Source organism: Dictyobacter aurantiacus (genome assembly GCF_003967515.1).
Classification (GTDB): Bacteria; Chloroflexota; Ktedonobacteria; order Ktedonobacterales; family Ktedonobacteraceae; genus Dictyobacter; species Dictyobacter aurantiacus.
The window spans coordinates 5,266,820-5,281,537 of sequence record NZ_BIFQ01000001.1; the positions used below are offsets into that span (position 1 = coordinate 5,266,820).

Annotated in this window: 12 protein-coding genes; 7 read left to right on the forward strand and 5 right to left on the reverse strand. The window is 56.9% G+C overall.

Features of this window, described 5'->3' with window-relative positions:
• Nucleotides 1–215 precede the first annotated feature (215 nt).
• The 3 genes from KTT_RS21075 (at nucleotide 216) to KTT_RS21085 (ending at nucleotide 5,808) form a co-directional block, all read left to right on the forward strand.
• Complete coding sequence (locus KTT_RS21075) at nucleotides 216–1,922, forward strand: serine/threonine-protein kinase (RefSeq protein ID WP_160146014.1); 1,707 nt, start codon at nucleotides 216–218, stop codon at nucleotides 1,920–1,922.
• Between the two features lie 72 nt (nucleotides 1,923–1,994).
• Nucleotides 1,995–4,691 (forward strand): LuxR C-terminal-related transcriptional regulator, encoded by a 2,697-nt coding sequence (locus tag KTT_RS21080; RefSeq protein WP_126597915.1) that lies wholly within the window; start codon nucleotides 1,995–1,997, stop codon nucleotides 4,689–4,691.
• Between the two features lie 163 nt (nucleotides 4,692–4,854).
• Nucleotides 4,855–5,808 carry a PP2C family protein-serine/threonine phosphatase gene (locus KTT_RS21085; protein WP_160146015.1) on the forward strand — a complete coding sequence of 318 codons (954 nt, stop codon included), beginning with the start codon at nucleotides 4,855–4,857 and terminating at the stop codon, nucleotides 5,806–5,808.
• A gap of 152 nt (nucleotides 5,809–5,960) precedes the next feature.
• Here the strand turns inward: KTT_RS21085 and KTT_RS21090 are convergent, their stop codons facing one another.
• Together KTT_RS21090 and KTT_RS21095 are read right to left on the reverse strand one after the other, a co-directional pair.
• On the reverse strand, nucleotides 5,961–7,052 hold the full coding sequence (locus tag KTT_RS21090; protein ID WP_126597919.1) for an FTR1 family iron permease: 1,092 nt from the start codon (nucleotides 7,050–7,052) through the stop codon (nucleotides 5,961–5,963).
• Between the two features lie 170 nt (nucleotides 7,053–7,222).
• A complete protein-coding gene (locus KTT_RS21095) occupies nucleotides 7,223–8,491 on the reverse strand; it encodes an MFS transporter (RefSeq protein WP_126597921.1) in 1,269 nt (422 codons plus the stop codon).
• A 715-nt stretch (nucleotides 8,492–9,206) separates the two neighbouring features.
• Here KTT_RS21095 and KTT_RS21100 point away from each other — a divergent pair.
• Nucleotides 9,207–9,446 (forward strand): hypothetical protein, encoded by a 240-nt coding sequence (locus KTT_RS21100; protein WP_126597923.1) that lies wholly within the window; start codon nucleotides 9,207–9,209, stop codon nucleotides 9,444–9,446.
• Nucleotides 9,447–9,676: 230 nt separating this feature from the next.
• Here KTT_RS21100 and KTT_RS21105 read toward each other — a convergent pair whose 3' ends face one another.
• Nucleotides 9,677–9,868 (reverse strand): hypothetical protein, encoded by a 192-nt coding sequence (locus tag KTT_RS21105; protein ID WP_126597925.1) that lies wholly within the window; start codon nucleotides 9,866–9,868, stop codon nucleotides 9,677–9,679.
• A gap of 27 nt (nucleotides 9,869–9,895) precedes the next feature.
• Nucleotides 9,896–10,423 (reverse strand): response regulator transcription factor, encoded by a 528-nt coding sequence (locus KTT_RS21110; RefSeq protein WP_126597927.1) that lies wholly within the window; start codon nucleotides 10,421–10,423, stop codon nucleotides 9,896–9,898.
• A 545-nt stretch (nucleotides 10,424–10,968) separates the two neighbouring features.
• Between KTT_RS21110 and KTT_RS21115 the strand changes: the two genes are divergently transcribed.
• The 3 genes from KTT_RS21115 (at nucleotide 10,969) to KTT_RS21125 (ending at nucleotide 13,449) form a co-directional block, all read left to right on the forward strand.
• A complete protein-coding gene (locus KTT_RS21115) occupies nucleotides 10,969–11,868 on the forward strand; it encodes an NAD-dependent epimerase/dehydratase family protein (protein WP_126597929.1) in 900 nt (299 codons plus the stop codon).
• 284 nt (nucleotides 11,869–12,152) lie between these two features.
• Nucleotides 12,153–13,043, forward strand: coding sequence for a cyclase family protein (locus KTT_RS21120; protein ID WP_126597931.1), 891 nt, complete (start codon nucleotides 12,153–12,155; stop codon nucleotides 13,041–13,043).
• A gap of 211 nt (nucleotides 13,044–13,254) precedes the next feature.
• On the forward strand, nucleotides 13,255–13,449 hold the full coding sequence (locus KTT_RS21125) for a KGG domain-containing protein (protein ID WP_126597933.1): 195 nt from the start codon (nucleotides 13,255–13,257) through the stop codon (nucleotides 13,447–13,449).
• Between the two features lie 117 nt (nucleotides 13,450–13,566).
• On the opposite strand, the gene KTT_RS21130 is transcribed toward KTT_RS21125, so the two are convergent.
• Complete coding sequence (locus tag KTT_RS21130) at nucleotides 13,567–14,673, reverse strand: DUF4037 domain-containing protein (protein WP_126597935.1); 1,107 nt, start codon at nucleotides 14,671–14,673, stop codon at nucleotides 13,567–13,569.
• Nucleotides 14,674–14,718: the final 45 nt, after the last annotated feature.

Consider the following 14,718-nt stretch of genomic DNA (forward strand, 5'->3'; position numbering starts at 1 on the left):
AATGTATAGAAATGTAATAGTTGAGTCCTAAGTACTATCTACCTTCCTATTGTTTTCTACAGGATTATGCTGTAAAATCCCATCAATATGTATTGTATTAAGGTAATTAAACGCATATAAGGGTTTATAGTATGTCAAATTCGGGAATGATATGTTCGGTTTGTAAAGCAGAGAATGTTTTTAATGATGGCGTTTGTCACTTTTGTGGATCAGATTTGTCGCCACAAGATGATATCTATGGAGCGAACAATATTTTTGTCGCTAGCTCTGGTGGGCTGGTTTTGAGGAATCGTTATCGTATCAGGCAGACGATTGGCCAGGGCGGTATGGGCTCGGTCTATAGCGCGGAAGACGAGCAGCTGGGGAAGCGTCTGGTGGCGGTCAAAGAATTGGTGTATCAGCGGCTGTCGCCGCAAGAAAAGCGCGACGCGGCCACGCAATTTCAGCGCGAGGCGCATCTGCTGGCGAGTCTACAACATCCTAACCTGCCGAATATCTATGATTATTTTGAGGAAAATGGGCATTGGTACCTGGTGATGGGGCTGATCGCGGGCGAGACGCTGGAGTCATTTCAGCAGAAAGCTCTCAATGGACGCCTTCCGGTGGGGGAAGTGGTCAGCATCGGCATAGAGCTCTCTAATGTATTGGAATATCTGCATACACATCAGCCGCCGATCATCTTTCGTGATCTCAAGCCCGCCAATATTATGCGCACGGCCAATGGACATCTTTACCTGATTGACTTTGGCATCGCGCGCCACTTCAAGCCTGACCAATCGCGCGATACCGTCAGCTATGGCTCGGCCGGCTTCTCGCCGCCAGAGCAGTATGGCGGTGCCCAGACCAATCCACGATCCGACATCTACAGCCTGGGCGTGACGCTGTATGCCTTGCTTTCCGGCTATGATCCATCGCGCTCCCTCTTCAATTTACCTCCTCTGGCAACATTGGTGCCCGATGCGCCTCCCAGACTGGTACAACTTATCAGCCAGATGATAGAGTTCTCTGAAGAGATGCGTCCCGCCAGCGCCGCGGCCGTCCGCCATGCCCTACAAACCATCAACGCGCCGACCGGGCAGTCGCTGGCGCCACCACCTCCGCTCTCATTGCGTCCATTGGATACTCCACCGCCGCCTCCCCCATTCCACCAAGCGACGCAACCTGCATTTCCCGAGTATCAACAGATGATGACTCCTCCTCCAAATTCGGAATACCGGCCCTACCTCGAGGGGGCAGCGGTAGGATCTGGTGGGCAGCAACAAATAATGCAACCATTCGCGGCGCCAGCTCCATCGAATTCGCCTATGCGTGTTATTTTGAAGGTCCTTGGTGTGCTGGGATGCGTGGTTGGTGGTGGCCTGCTTGGGATGGGCCTTCTTTTTGCTCTTTTCGCGCTTGGCTCGTTTGCTAACTATACATTCTTTGCTAACGAAATCTGGGTGGGGCCTTTGTTCATTATAGTTGGATGGATTGTGTTGCGCATCGGGTTGCTGCCATTTCGTCATCCGCTGAACATTGATGCACCTGTCGGGGGGTGGCGCCGTGTGGGGATCGAAGGCGGCATCTTCCTGGGAGGCGCTATGGTGCTGGCCGGCGTTGTCTGTACCTTCTTCCTGCTGTACAGCTACTACCTCTTGAATCATCGAGCTGATTTATATAGCGCGGGCGTCGGCGGTAGCATTCTGTATGTGACGAGTGGCCTGTACATCTTATTGAATTCCAGGCTGAAGCCGCCGAAGATATCCTTCTCCCAGAACCGTCGCGAAGCGATCGCATATACAGGCAGCCTGTTTGGCGCCAGCTTTGGCATACCCGGCCTGCTCATGATCCTCGCGTTTTCCAGAGGAACGATGGTCCCCGGCGTAATCCTGTTGATCATTGGCGTATTCTTGACTTTTATCACACGCATACGCAAGAATTGATAATAAGAATGTAGCGAGATTCTATAGGGAAAGATCATCTGAGACATACCAGAGTGGCGAAGGAGCTTCCGTGTGCGTGACTCGGAGCAGCATCAATTAGAAAACAACGTCATCTCCTCCACTTTACAGGCGTTGCCGGATCTGGGAGAACTGGTAGGGCGTGAGGATGAGATGGGGGATGGGTTGCGGTTGCTGGCACGGCCAGAAATACGCCTGCTTACCGTGACAGGTGTCGGTGGGGTGGGGAAGACGCGGCTGGCCCAGGAGCTGGCGCGACAGGTTGCTCCTGCGTTCGCCGATGGCGTATTTATGCTGTCGCTGGCCGCGCTCAGCCAGCCCGATCAGTTGCTGCCAGCGCTTCTGCAGGTATTCGGCTTGAGGACGGAACCTGCGTATCCACTACTGGCGACGCTGGTGGCGTTTCTGCGCGACCGCCAGGCGCTGTTGCTGCTGGATACCTTTGAGCAGATCGTCCTGGGCGCTACCCTGCTCGTCGAGCTGCTGGCGCGCTGCCCGCGGATCAAGCTGCTGGTGACCAGCCGGGAGATGTTGCGCGTGCGCGGTGAGCATGTCTTCCAGCTTGATCCGCTGCCGCTCCCCGATCTCACCTCCTCCAGCGATGAAGCCGGACTGGCCGAGAATGCCGCTGTCAGGCTGTTCACGCGACACATGCGAGCGCTTCGATCTTCCGAGTCCTTATCGAGTGAAGATGTACGTGCGAGCGCCGAGATCTGTATCCGCCTGGATGGGTTGCCGCTGGCGATCGAGCTGGCCTCCGCTCGTTGTGTCCTCTTTGCGCCTCGTGAGTTGCTGACGCGGCTTGAGCGTCGCCTGCCCCTGCTTACACACGGTCCGCGCGATCTGCCTGAGCGCCAGCAGACGCTGCGCGATACGCTGGTCTGGAGCTATAATCTGCTTGCGGAGCAGGAACAGCGCCTCTTTACGCGCATGGCAATCTTCGCTGGCGGTTGTACGCTGGCTGCCGCGCAGGCGCTTTATGTAGATGATCCCGGCGCATGCCTGGATGGCATCACGTCACTGCTTGAGAAGAACCTGTTGCGACGCGTTGAGTCACCCGTGACCGGGCCACGCCTGCGCATGCTGGAGACGCTGCGTGAGTTGGGCCTGGAGTGTCTGCGGGCAAGTGGAGAGGAGCACGAGATACGGAACCGCCATGCCAGCTATTATCTGCAGCTAGCGGAACAGGCTGAGCCAATCGGTCCCGATGATGCCACGTGGCTGTCCTGTCTGGACCTGGAGCTGGATAACGTGCGCGGCGCGCTGCAGTGGTGGGATGAATCCGGCGACGCCGTCAACGTGTTACGCATGGGCGCTGCGCTCAGATATTACTGGATCAGCAGCGGGCATGCGGCCGAGGGCTATGGTTGGATCACGCAGACTCTGGACCGTACTCCCGGCTGTACGCCTGTGGTGCGCGCCCAGGCGTTGCTGGCCGCTGGGATGCTGGCGCCCTATCAGGCTCAATATACGCGGTGGTGGCAGCTCTGTCAGGAGAGCAGGCACCTGTTTCAGGAGCTTGGCGATGGGAGGGGGATGGCCGAGGCGCTCAACGAGCTTGGACTGGCGGCCCGCTGGCACGGAGAGCTGGCACGAGCGCATCAGTTTCACGCCGAGAGCCTGAATTTGTGGCGGGCATGCGCTGATCAGCAGGGGATCGCTAGCACGCAGCTGCACCTGGCCAGGGTCCTCTATGCGCAATCCGGCTATCATGCGGCCCGTGAGCTAACACTGCAGAGCCTGCAGCACTTCCGCGTCCTGGGTCAGCGTCAGGGGATCGCCCGATCTTTGATGTTGCTGGCGTTTATCGTGAGCTATTACCAGGAACATCGGCGCGCCCTGATGCTGGCCGAAGAGAGTCTGGACCTGTTTCGAGCGTTGGGTGTGCAGTGGGAGATGGCTGGTCAACTTCAATCCGCGGCGAAACTGGCTCTACGCCAGAATGATAGCGCGCGGGCATTGGCGTATACCGAGGAAAGCCTGGTGGTCGCCAGGCGCGCGGGCAATCGCGAAGCCGTGGCTAGTGGCCTCCACTTGCTAGCCCTCCTGCGCTGGAAGCGGGGCGCGTGGGAAGAAGGGCGACAGCTCCTGACCGAGAGTCTGGTTCTCTATGAGGAACTGGACTGTCAGGAAGGGATCGCCGATGTGCTCCTGACGTATTCCCAATTGGCGTCTGTGCGCAAGGAATATACGGAAGCACGGATGCATCTGGAACGCTGCCTGCGGATCCTCTTGCGCCAGGAGAACAAGCCGGCGCTTATCGCCAGCCTGGTGACGCTGGCGCGGCTGGCCGCGCGTGAGGGGCGGACCGACTGGAGCATTCGCCTGCTTGCGGCCAGCGATGCCCTGCGTGAAGCGATTGGTCGTCAGCCTTTTCCCCTCACGGATGCCTATCGGCGCACCGCGATGCTGGTCGCTTCTATACCGGAGAAAAGGGAATTTACCAGCGCCTGGCGGGCGGGACGCGCCATGACCCCCGCTCAGGCCGTAGCGGCGCGTGAAGAAAGCCCTCTCCTCGATCCATCCCCACGCAGCAATCCCACGCACTTCTTGTCTCCGGTCCATCTGACGGCCCGTGAGCGCGAAGTGTTGCACCTGATCACCCTCGGCCTGACCAATCCGCAGATCGCCCGGCTCCTGCTCATCAGCCCCGTCACGGTCAACGCCCACGTACGCTCTATCTATGACAAACTGGCCGTATCCTCGCGCAGCGCCGCTACCCGCTACGCGCTGCAGCACCATCTCTTCTGATCCTATCCTCTCGTCTATTTATACTATTTGCGCTAACGACATCCATTTTTCAATGGCCGAGAAATACTCCATTCAAACGATGTGTCTGCGCGCAGGTATAGGCTACACTCCTGGAAGAGATGGAAAGCATACATGCAGTGAAGCGAAAGGATGGGTAGATCAATTGGATAGTACATTGCAGCGGACAACAAAGGGGCTGCCTCCCCTGGCCTTTGTCAAAGCGGCCATCGCCAGCGAGGAGCACGAAGATGGCAATCGGGACCATGCCTTGATCGACGTGGAGAGCAGGCTGGCGGTTATCTGCGATGGCTTTGGTGATGTGCCCGGGGCCGCGCGGGCCGCACGCTTGGCTGCCAGGACGGTCAAGATACACTGGCGGCAGATGTTGTCCGCATTGGCGCGGGAATCCAGGCCATCTGGTGAGCAGCAGCCAGCATTCGATCTGGAGGCCAGTCTGCGTCAGCTGCTGGAGGAGGCCAGCACCGCGGTGCTGGCGCTGGATAAGCGCCTGGCGGATCACGCCAGGAAACAGGGGAGTCAACAAGAGCAGGAGAAAGAGGCTGAGAAGAGGAAGCCCGTGTATGCGGCGACGACGATCGCTCTGGCGCTGTTGCTGCCACAGAGCGACGGTTATCTGGTGGGCTACGCGCACGTCGGCGACAGCCGGGTCTATCTGCTGCCCAAAGAGGGTCCGCTGCGGCGCCTGACCGCCGACGATGGCTACTTTGAGTGGAAGATCGGCAAAGATGAGCTGAATGCCGAGGATGCCCTGCGCATCGAGCAGGCCTCCTCAGCCGAGCAGCTATCCGAGCAAGACCGCGTCCATTTCGATAATCGCAACCGCATCTCGCAGTCGCTGGGAGATCAGGAAATCAAGCTCCATGTCGGCCAGACCACTATCCATGGCGGCGAGCGCCTGCTGCTCTCGACCGATGGCATCCACGATAATCTGACCGACGCCGAGATAGAGGAGACCGCGCGTAAGAGCACGCGTACAACGGTAGCCCGCGAACTGCTCAAGCGCGTGGTCGAGCGCTCTAAACTGGGCAAGGAGGAGCACCTGCGCTCTAAAAAAGACGATATGAGCATTATCGCCATCACCTGCTGTATGGGCTGAGGATTAGTTGGCTGGTGTGAGGGTGAGGACCATATAAAAAGGATGGGAAATCACATTTCCCATCCTTTTTATGTGGCGATTTTTTGTATGACCCGAACGGATTATAGGGTACATTGTCACGGCCGAGGAATAATCGGACGCGAGGTCCGAACCTATGAGACGGGTTCGGCTACGCGGGCGGGCGGCGTCTCCGGACGCTCCGCGGGCCTCTCTCCACGCTTGCGCGGCAGCAGGACGGTCTGGTAGCGGGCCAGGAAGTAGGAGCCGATGACGAGGATGGCCGCCAGGGCCTGCGCCACCAGGGTCTCGACCGTCGGGAAGACGGCGAACCACAGTCCCATCCAGCCGGGGATCGGCAGGTTGAGCGGGGTGGTCGAGATCCAGTGGGCCAGCTGCATCTCCTGCGCCTGCTCACCGACCATGACCAGCAGCACAGCGCCCAGCATGACGCCGGTCAGCACCAGCATCTTCTTGTAGGGGAGCCGGTGGTGTACCACGAAGGTCAGCGCGCCCACGATCCCGGTCAGGACCAGTCCGATCAGCACGCCGTAGAGGACGATCAGCGAGCCGACCTGGAGTCGCAGGGTCTGCAGGAACAGCACGACCTCGAAGCCTTCGCGATAGACCGAGGCGAAGCCAAGCAGGATCAGACCAGACATCAGGCGCGATTGTGAGTGGCCCTCTTCGTTTTTCTGGCTCAGCAGCTCTTTCTTGCGCTTATTGTGCATGGAGATCCAGCCGGTCCAGTAGATCTTATGGAAGAACCAGTTCATGATCACCAGCAGCACGATGATAGCCAGCAGGCCCGTCGCCGCCTGGATGTCCAGGGCCGGTAGATTATTGGAGAGCGCGCTTAAAATACCCACCACCGCGAACCACGTCAGCACGACTGCGCCAAAGCCCATCGCCGAACCCATGGCGATCGGCTTCCGATAGCCCTGGTTTTTTCCCATCATACTGGCCGTAATGGCCATCAACACCAGGATACACTCCAGGCCTTCGCGGAACACCAGGATACCGGTGTTCACAATCGCGGCCTCAGGAGTAATGTGGGCGGCGGTTGGATCGGGATTGCCGCTGGCTGTGATACCCTGCCATATCAAAAGCGCCGCGACCGCGATCGCGCCAATAATCAGCACAACTTTTCCCGCGAGGAAGGTGGGGCGTGCTATCGCTGAAGAGATCCTCACGACATCAAATCCTTTCTGGTCATAATCGGGAGCGCGCGTCGTATGCACCCCCATGCAAAAAATCTTGCTCAGCATGAATATTAGGGTGCCCTAATATCCGACTTCGCTACTAAGATATTAGGGCACCCTAATGTTTTTGTCAAGAGGAAGATGAACTCTGTGATCAATTGTAAGCAGGCTTACAGTATAAATTCAAGCTCTGCCACATTGGTGGCGCGCATCTTCTATCCAGCTTGCCGCTGCTCTTCGGGTTGTGGTGCCACGGTAGAGATATGGATCGCCTCCCTGGGCAGATGGGGTTCGAGCAAGAAGGTTCCCAGGCTGGCCAGCAGGGCCAGTACGGTCCCGATCGCCCAGGGTAGGGCTGGATTGAGGCTGAAGGATACCGTAAACATGGTGGGGGCCACAAACAGGGCCAGCGCCCAGGAGAACTGGAAGACTGCCAGGTAGCGGCCGCGTAGCGCCAGGGGACTGGCCTCTGTCGCCAGAGCGTTAGAGGTTGGAGCATGTAAGGCTTCCCCGAATGCCTGCGTACAGGTGGCGATGATGATGTAGGGAATGATGATGGTCTGTGGCATCGGGAGGGCCAGGATGTAGAGCAGACTCCACAGGGCCAGGATCAGTCCCGCCAGGATGAGGATGCGCGTGCGACGCATCGCTCGCAGGTGACGGATGAGAAAGGTCTGTAGAAATGCGATCAGCGCCGTGTTGAGTCCCAGGGCGACCCCGACTACCCAGATCGGGATATGCAGGGCGTCAGTGGCATAGACAGGCAGTCCCAGGCCAATCAGGCAGAAGCAGAGTGCGAAGGCGGCGTTGGTGACGATCAGTCCCAGAAAGGGTCGATCCCTCAGCACCATCCGGTAGCTTCCCTGTTGTGCATTCTTATGCTCTGTGCTGTCCTCGCGCCGCTCGACCGGCACCAGGAAATAGAGCATGAGAGCCGCCACAAAGAAGCTGAGCGCATCAATCGCCACCACGCTATAGTAGCCCGGCGTCCCCAGCGTCCCGATCAGCACGCCGGTCAGCGCATTGCCGATGCCGATGCCCGTTATCTGTGCGGCTCCCAGCAGGCCGAACCAGCGATCCCTTTCGCCGCCTTCTGAGAGCTCGCTCACCAGCGAAAAATAGGCCGACCAGAAGATACGCTGTCCGACATTGACCAGGATTGCCATGATAATGAGCAGCGGCATATCACGCACCAGCAGGTAGCCAAGGAAGCCAACCCCCTGCAGCAGCTGCGCGCCGATCACCAGCCGCCGCGCCCCAAAGCGATCCACCAGCGTCCCGGTCAACGGTATCACCGGAAAGGTGAAGACGGTCGCGATACTCAGCGCCACGCCCACCTCCGTCAGCGGCAGCGCGGCGATCACATGGAAATACAGCAGCGAGAACGGCGCGAACAGCCCCGTCCCCAGTGCATCTATGAGCAGTATAAGTAAAAAGCTTTTTGTCCCTTTCCGCCGGGGAATACCCAATTGTTGAGCCAGCATAGCAGAAATTCTTTCCTTCACAGTAGAACCAGGACCACATTAAACAGAGCATTCAAATATAACACATATAGCAAAATTAATCCTCTTCAGCAGAGACAACTAGTCTGACCCTAATGTGACATCATTTCCAACCAATGCATGTACAAAAATGGTATAAAATCTCCTCTCCGTACGATCATGTTTCCCCGAACCACGACCTTCCTTATCATAGGACGTAGTACTTTTGGTGGGGACGAAAAAGGCTTGCTGCTAGCTGGTGGGCCGGTTTACGGAGCAAAGCTGGCTTGAAGGGCCAGAAAATATCGAGTATATAGATGATTGACAGCCCTGCGGTCGCAAAATGGTCTGTTACACGTCAGTAAGTATCATTCGTAGTGCGTTTGTCTCTTAGCGCATTTTCTGTAGTGTAAGTATCCTGTATATATCTTCTGACCGTTTCTGTGTCTTATGGTTGCATTTTATGCATTTCGCCATGAGATTAGCCAGCGCGTTGTACGCAGGTGCTGGCAGGCACTATCGTATCTTCAGGCAGCGGTAAGCTAGCCATAGCTTACCGCTTTTCTTTCTTCAACTGACGCTTTAGCTTAGAAATTGCTGAGAACGGGTGGTTTTAGCCAAGAATTCGTTAAGAAAACTGAGAAAAAACTGAAACCTCCTTCTCCAATTATACGTAGTATAGTCATGAACGATACGAATGATAAACGGGGGATTGCACATGCAGAATGTTTCACCTGTTCGTTTTCAAGATGACGATGAGAATGATAATTTCGCTGATATTGATCGTCTCTTTTCCAAATTAGAGCACTTTGATCCGCCTGCCGACATGGTCTCGCGTATCATGGGGGCTGTCAATAAGTTGCCGCCGTATCCTCTGATGGAGAAGTTGCTGCGCGAGCAATCCTTCCCGCTTGAAGAGGGCATGATCGTGCGACACGACGATAAAGATCCATCCTAGCCTGCTTAGAGGAGTGATCGAGGTGGGGTGAGAAGGGAAGGGAAGGTATTGATTGACACAAGGTCCGCCTTTTTGGTGAAACAGGGTGTGAGGATGTGTGGAAGAGCTGGAAAACAACCACAAAAAAGCGACAACCGCAACGATTGTCGCTGTGACGCACGTATTTCACAGAGCATGCCTACAGCTTAGAGCCGTGTGCAAGATAGAGGTTTTTTTCTGGCGCGCACCAACTAGGCAATCTGGTCCGAAAGTTTTCCTGTCGAGACCAGCCAGCGAATGAACTCCAGGCGCCGCTTCACGATCTGGGCCTGATTCTTCTCTCTTTCGCTGTAGTCCTTACGGAGCTTGCTTAGTTGAACAACCTCATTTTCAGCAAATCCACCCTTACGCAGAATTTCACGATCTTCGTAGCGGTCCGTCATATGAGCCTCCTTTGGTACTAAGAAGAATTAGTGAGCAGGTGAGATTGGCAGCATGCGTTGAATGCGCTTCAGAAGCGCCTGTAAAGGGTACGGCTTTGGCAAGTGATCCAAAGTCAGGCGCGTCTCTCCACGTTCGCGCATATACAAGCGTGCATGGCTAGCTGAACTCGACGTAATGAGAACGGGGATGGATGCCAGTGAGCGCAATGCTTGCAAGACATCCCAGCCATGAATTTCTCCTGTCAGTTCAAGATCAAGCACTACGAGATCGGGAATCGCGTGATGGAGAGTAGTGATCGCAAGCTCACCACTATGTACGGTGACGACGGTATAACCTTGTGCAGTTAATGTATCAGTTTCCAGCGTGGCGAGTGTTGGATCATCTTCAACCACCAGGATGTTGTATGTGCTTTTGGCCCCGCCCTCCTGTGGCTGGCCGGGCGTTCCACTATCCGAGAAACGTGATGGCCCGGATCGCTCATCAGCAGGCGATCCCTCCATCCCATGTGTCTGGCTGCCCTCCGATGAATCGTTCGCAGCGCTTTGGTCGTGCATACGGGCATCCTGCTTCCGCTAGCTACCATACCTTCAACCAACCGGGCAGAACACTTCCTGCAACGCAGATTGTGTCTTCAGACTGAGATTGTCGCTGCTGCGACACCATAGAGAAAGAATGTCCAGGTGATGTGCTAACTTTCTCTATGTACAGCTTACCTGATGATGAGTGAGAATCACGTGAATATCTGAGCAGTTGTGTGAAATTCGTGTGAAAATTTGTTGTTTTTGCCCGCGCCTACGGGGGCCCATTTCGTACGCAGAGGGGAAATCGGGCGCAAGGCCCGAACCCACGAGGATTCTGCTTAAAATATATATTGACATGCCTTGCCCTTCTTCGTATACTGATTTCTGTCATTTCTCCTGGTCTGGTCGTCCACCGTCGGATGGCTTTCCGCTGCTGCAAGCCGTTGATCAGCTCATGTGTATCTATTGTGTAATCCTCTTTTCCTGTTTTTGCGAGGTGACAGGGTGGTAAGCCCTTTCTGGCTGTGCACGCTACAGTGTCTGCCCTTTCTATTCTGATGTAGAAATGGATTCCTTTCATGAAAGTATTGATCACCGGTGCCCTGGGCTTTATTGGTCGTGCGCTAACCGAGTATCTTGGGCGGCGCGGGCATGAGCTGCGGCTGCTGGATATCGCTGATCCTACGGCGGTCTCGATGTATAACCCAGTGAAGCACGAGCGCGAGACGCGGTCCATCAAGCTGGACTGGCCCTTTGTGCGGGGTGAGATTACTGATCCGGTCGCGGTCGCCGAGGCTGTGCGAGGGGTGGAGGCCGTGGTGCACCTGGGTGGCATCCCTGTGAATATCCCGGATCAGGGGGCCACTATTTTCCGTACTAACGCGCTGGGGACCTTCGTGGTGCTGGATGAGGCGCGCAAGGCGGGGATTGCCCGCTGCATCTGCGCGTCGAGTGTGAACGCGTTTGGCACCTTTTACTGGCGCCTGAGCCGCCACCCTATCCCCTATACGCGTCTGCCACTGGAGGAGGAGTATCCACCGGCCCCGGAAGATCCCTATAGCTTGAGTAAGCTGGTGACCGAAGAGACGTGCGCGGCCTTCCATCGCGGCTACGGAATGACCACGGCGGCCCTGCGCTTTACCTTTGTGTGGCCCGAGGAGATGTATCAGCGCCTGCGGGGCGACCTGAAGATGACGGATCAGTGGCATGATGACCTGTTTAGCTGGCTGCATGTGCATGACGCCGTCGAAGGCATCGAGCAGGCGCTGCTATGTCCCGATCTGCCCGGTTACGGGGCCTATAACATGTGCGCCAGCGACACCTGTTGGCCCGAACCGACCGTCAAGCTGCTGGAGCGCTTCCGTCCCGATCTCCTCTCGGCCCTATCGCGTCCTCTACAGGGACGCGAGTCGTTGCTCTCCATCGAGAAGGCCCGGCTCACCTTTGATTTCTCGCCCCGCTACCGCCTCGGCGACTAATCTCCACTTCCTGATCGGCAATAGGCATCTGTCCTACGCGAATGCCTGTTGCCGCGCCCCCATCTCCATGGGGAAATTCCCTATTGCCGCTCCACCTTTTCTACGCCCCATTATTTTCTGACTGCGCGCCTCGATTGGCTTTCCGGGCTGCTGTATCTGTGTATGCAAATGATGGCAATTTTGCCTATTTACAGTCATCGATCAGCTCTTGTAAGATAGCTGCAGATGTACATATGAAGTGCCACAAGACATTCGGATTGCCTGACGGCTGGAAAGGTTGTGCGATGGATAAACGCGTTCAATTTGATTTTGTGATCGAATTTACCAACGGTGGCGGTGTGCAGGGACAGGGATTCCGCCTGGATATCGAGGGCGATGATATCTCCGATCAGGAATTGGCCGACTCCATCATCAGGGATATGCGCCTGCTGATGGTTGGCCGCGTCTCCATCAGCAACAAACAGATTTTGATGGAGCCGCATAAGCGCACGAGTACGCAGCCGCTGGCGTCCGCTGCTCCACGTTATGTCGATTTGAGCCATACTATCGAGAGCGGTTTGATTACGTATAAGGGATTGCCCGCGCCGCTGATCTGCGACTACCTGAGCCGCGAGGAGTCGCGCAAGCAGTACGCTCCTGGAACTACTTTCCAGATCGGCAAGATTGAGATGGTCACCAATACCGGGACCTACCTGGACTGTCCTTTCCATCGCTATGAGCATGGTAAGGATCTCTCGCAGGTTGGCGTCGAGCGGCTGGCGGACCTGGAAGGCATAGTTGTGCGCGCCGACTACCATGCGCAGATGGCGCTGGATGCCAGTTTCTTTCGCGACAAAGAGCTGCGCGGCCGCGCCGTGCTGGTCCATACCGGTTGGGATGCTCACTGGAACAGCGATGCCTACTTCGAGTATCATCCCCACCTGACCGAGGATGCCGCTCAATACCTGGTCGAGTGCGGCGTACAGCTGGTCGGCATCGATTCCGTTAACATCGACGACACCAGCGGCGGAGCGCGTCCTGTCCACACCACGCTGCTGGGCGCTGAAGTCCTGATCGTCGAGCACCTTTGCAACCTCGACCAGCTGCCCGACGAAGGCTTCCGCTTTAGCGCGCTGCCGCCCAAATTCAAGGGGGCCGGCACCTTCCCTGTGCGCGCCGTGGCTCGCATAGAATAAGCATTAATGCAGCTTTAATGCCGTATAATTGTTCTATATACTATTTACATATTTTGAAATTCAATAATATTTTCAAGTGTGTAAATACATTATTTACTATTTCATTGATATGAGTCCGTTTTTCCTGCGCATTCGTATACCATATAACGATCGCATGTTAAAGGATATGATCGTTGAAGAAATGTTGGAAGTGTTGAAATGGAGGAAATATATGGCATCTGAACATGATAAGAAAAGCGCCGCCGGCCACAAAGGCGGAGAGTCTGTAAGCCACGAGCAGCATCAAAAAGCTGGGCACGCCTCCCACGAGAGCGGCAAGGGGCATGAATTCGATAGCCGCGAGGCCCGCGAAGCTGGCAAGAAGGGCGGCCACGCCTCCCACCATAAATCATCATCGTCGTCGTAGGTGTCGGGCTTGCCCCGACTTTGGAGCGAAGCGACCCCGTCCTTACGATTCGTTTTCCCCGCGACGAATCGCAAGGGGACGGGGTCGCTTCGCTCCAATCGGCCGCAAGGGCCGAACCTACGACGACGATGATGGCGATGAGGGGTAAAGGTGGCGGCGTTTCTGGCGCGGCACGCCTTCCATGTCGGTGTTGTCGCTCCACTGGTTAAGGTTGCCAATCAGGGGCTGCGCGGCGATGTGCTTGACCTGGGGGTCTGTGATCTGCTCCAGTAGGGCTTGGGCGAAGCACTCGGCGTGGATGACCGGGAAGGGGCGCTCATGGAAGTTTGAGGCGCTTGCGGGTTGAGCCGGGCAGAGCTGCAGCGCGTTCTGACGGTGGGCCAGGATCTCGTAGGCGCGGGCCAGAGTCTGCGTGCGTTCCCGCCAGTGGCTGGCCTGTTGGGCACGCCAGAGCAGCGGCTCCAGTTCTTGCGCGCCGTTCAATTTCTTGAAGAGCGTGCCGAACCATTTGGCGTAGGGGGCGTACTGCTGCTCCTGCAGGAAGCAGAGGTTGATGATGTCGCGCACCAGCCGTGAGGCGATGAGAGATGAACCTAGCTCGTCGCCGACGCTGCCGGCGCGCGGCATGAGGTGCTCTTCCTGTCCGATGCGCTGCCAGCCGGCGGCCAGCAGATAGAGCCAGACGTCGTGTGGATACCAGGCGAAGCGTTCGCGCAACGCCGTCAGCTCGCCTATCTCGTCCAGGTAGACCGCTCCTTTGACCAACTCGCCCAGCGCGTGCGAGGGGAAGGTCAGCCAGTCGGCCGCCCGCAATGGCTGATCCAGATCGTAGTCGAGCAGGACGCGCACGAAGCTGCGTACCGTCACCAGCATGACGCGGTGCCGCACCGGACCGCTGAGCGGCCGGCTCAGCGCCTGTATGCTAAATGCCGTGGAGGGGGGAAAGGAGACCGCATAGCCGGCGAACGTCTCGGGCAGCCGCTGACTCAGCAGCTCAGCGATGCCGTCTCCCTGTCCTGCGTCCTCTTCGCGCAGGAAGATAAACTGACGCGGACCCCAGTCGTGGTCGACCGACATCTCGGTATCGCATCCGATTACCTCGCTGCCCGGACCGATCAACGCGGCCGCGTAACGCAATTCAGGAAAGGCGTCTGCGAGCAGGGGGCGTACCACCTGCTGGAAGAAACGGCGGTTCAGCTCAAGGCCCGGCACAAATGGAGGCATGGCGCATCCTTTCGAAAAGACGTTGACGAGATCGCTGCCCAAGAA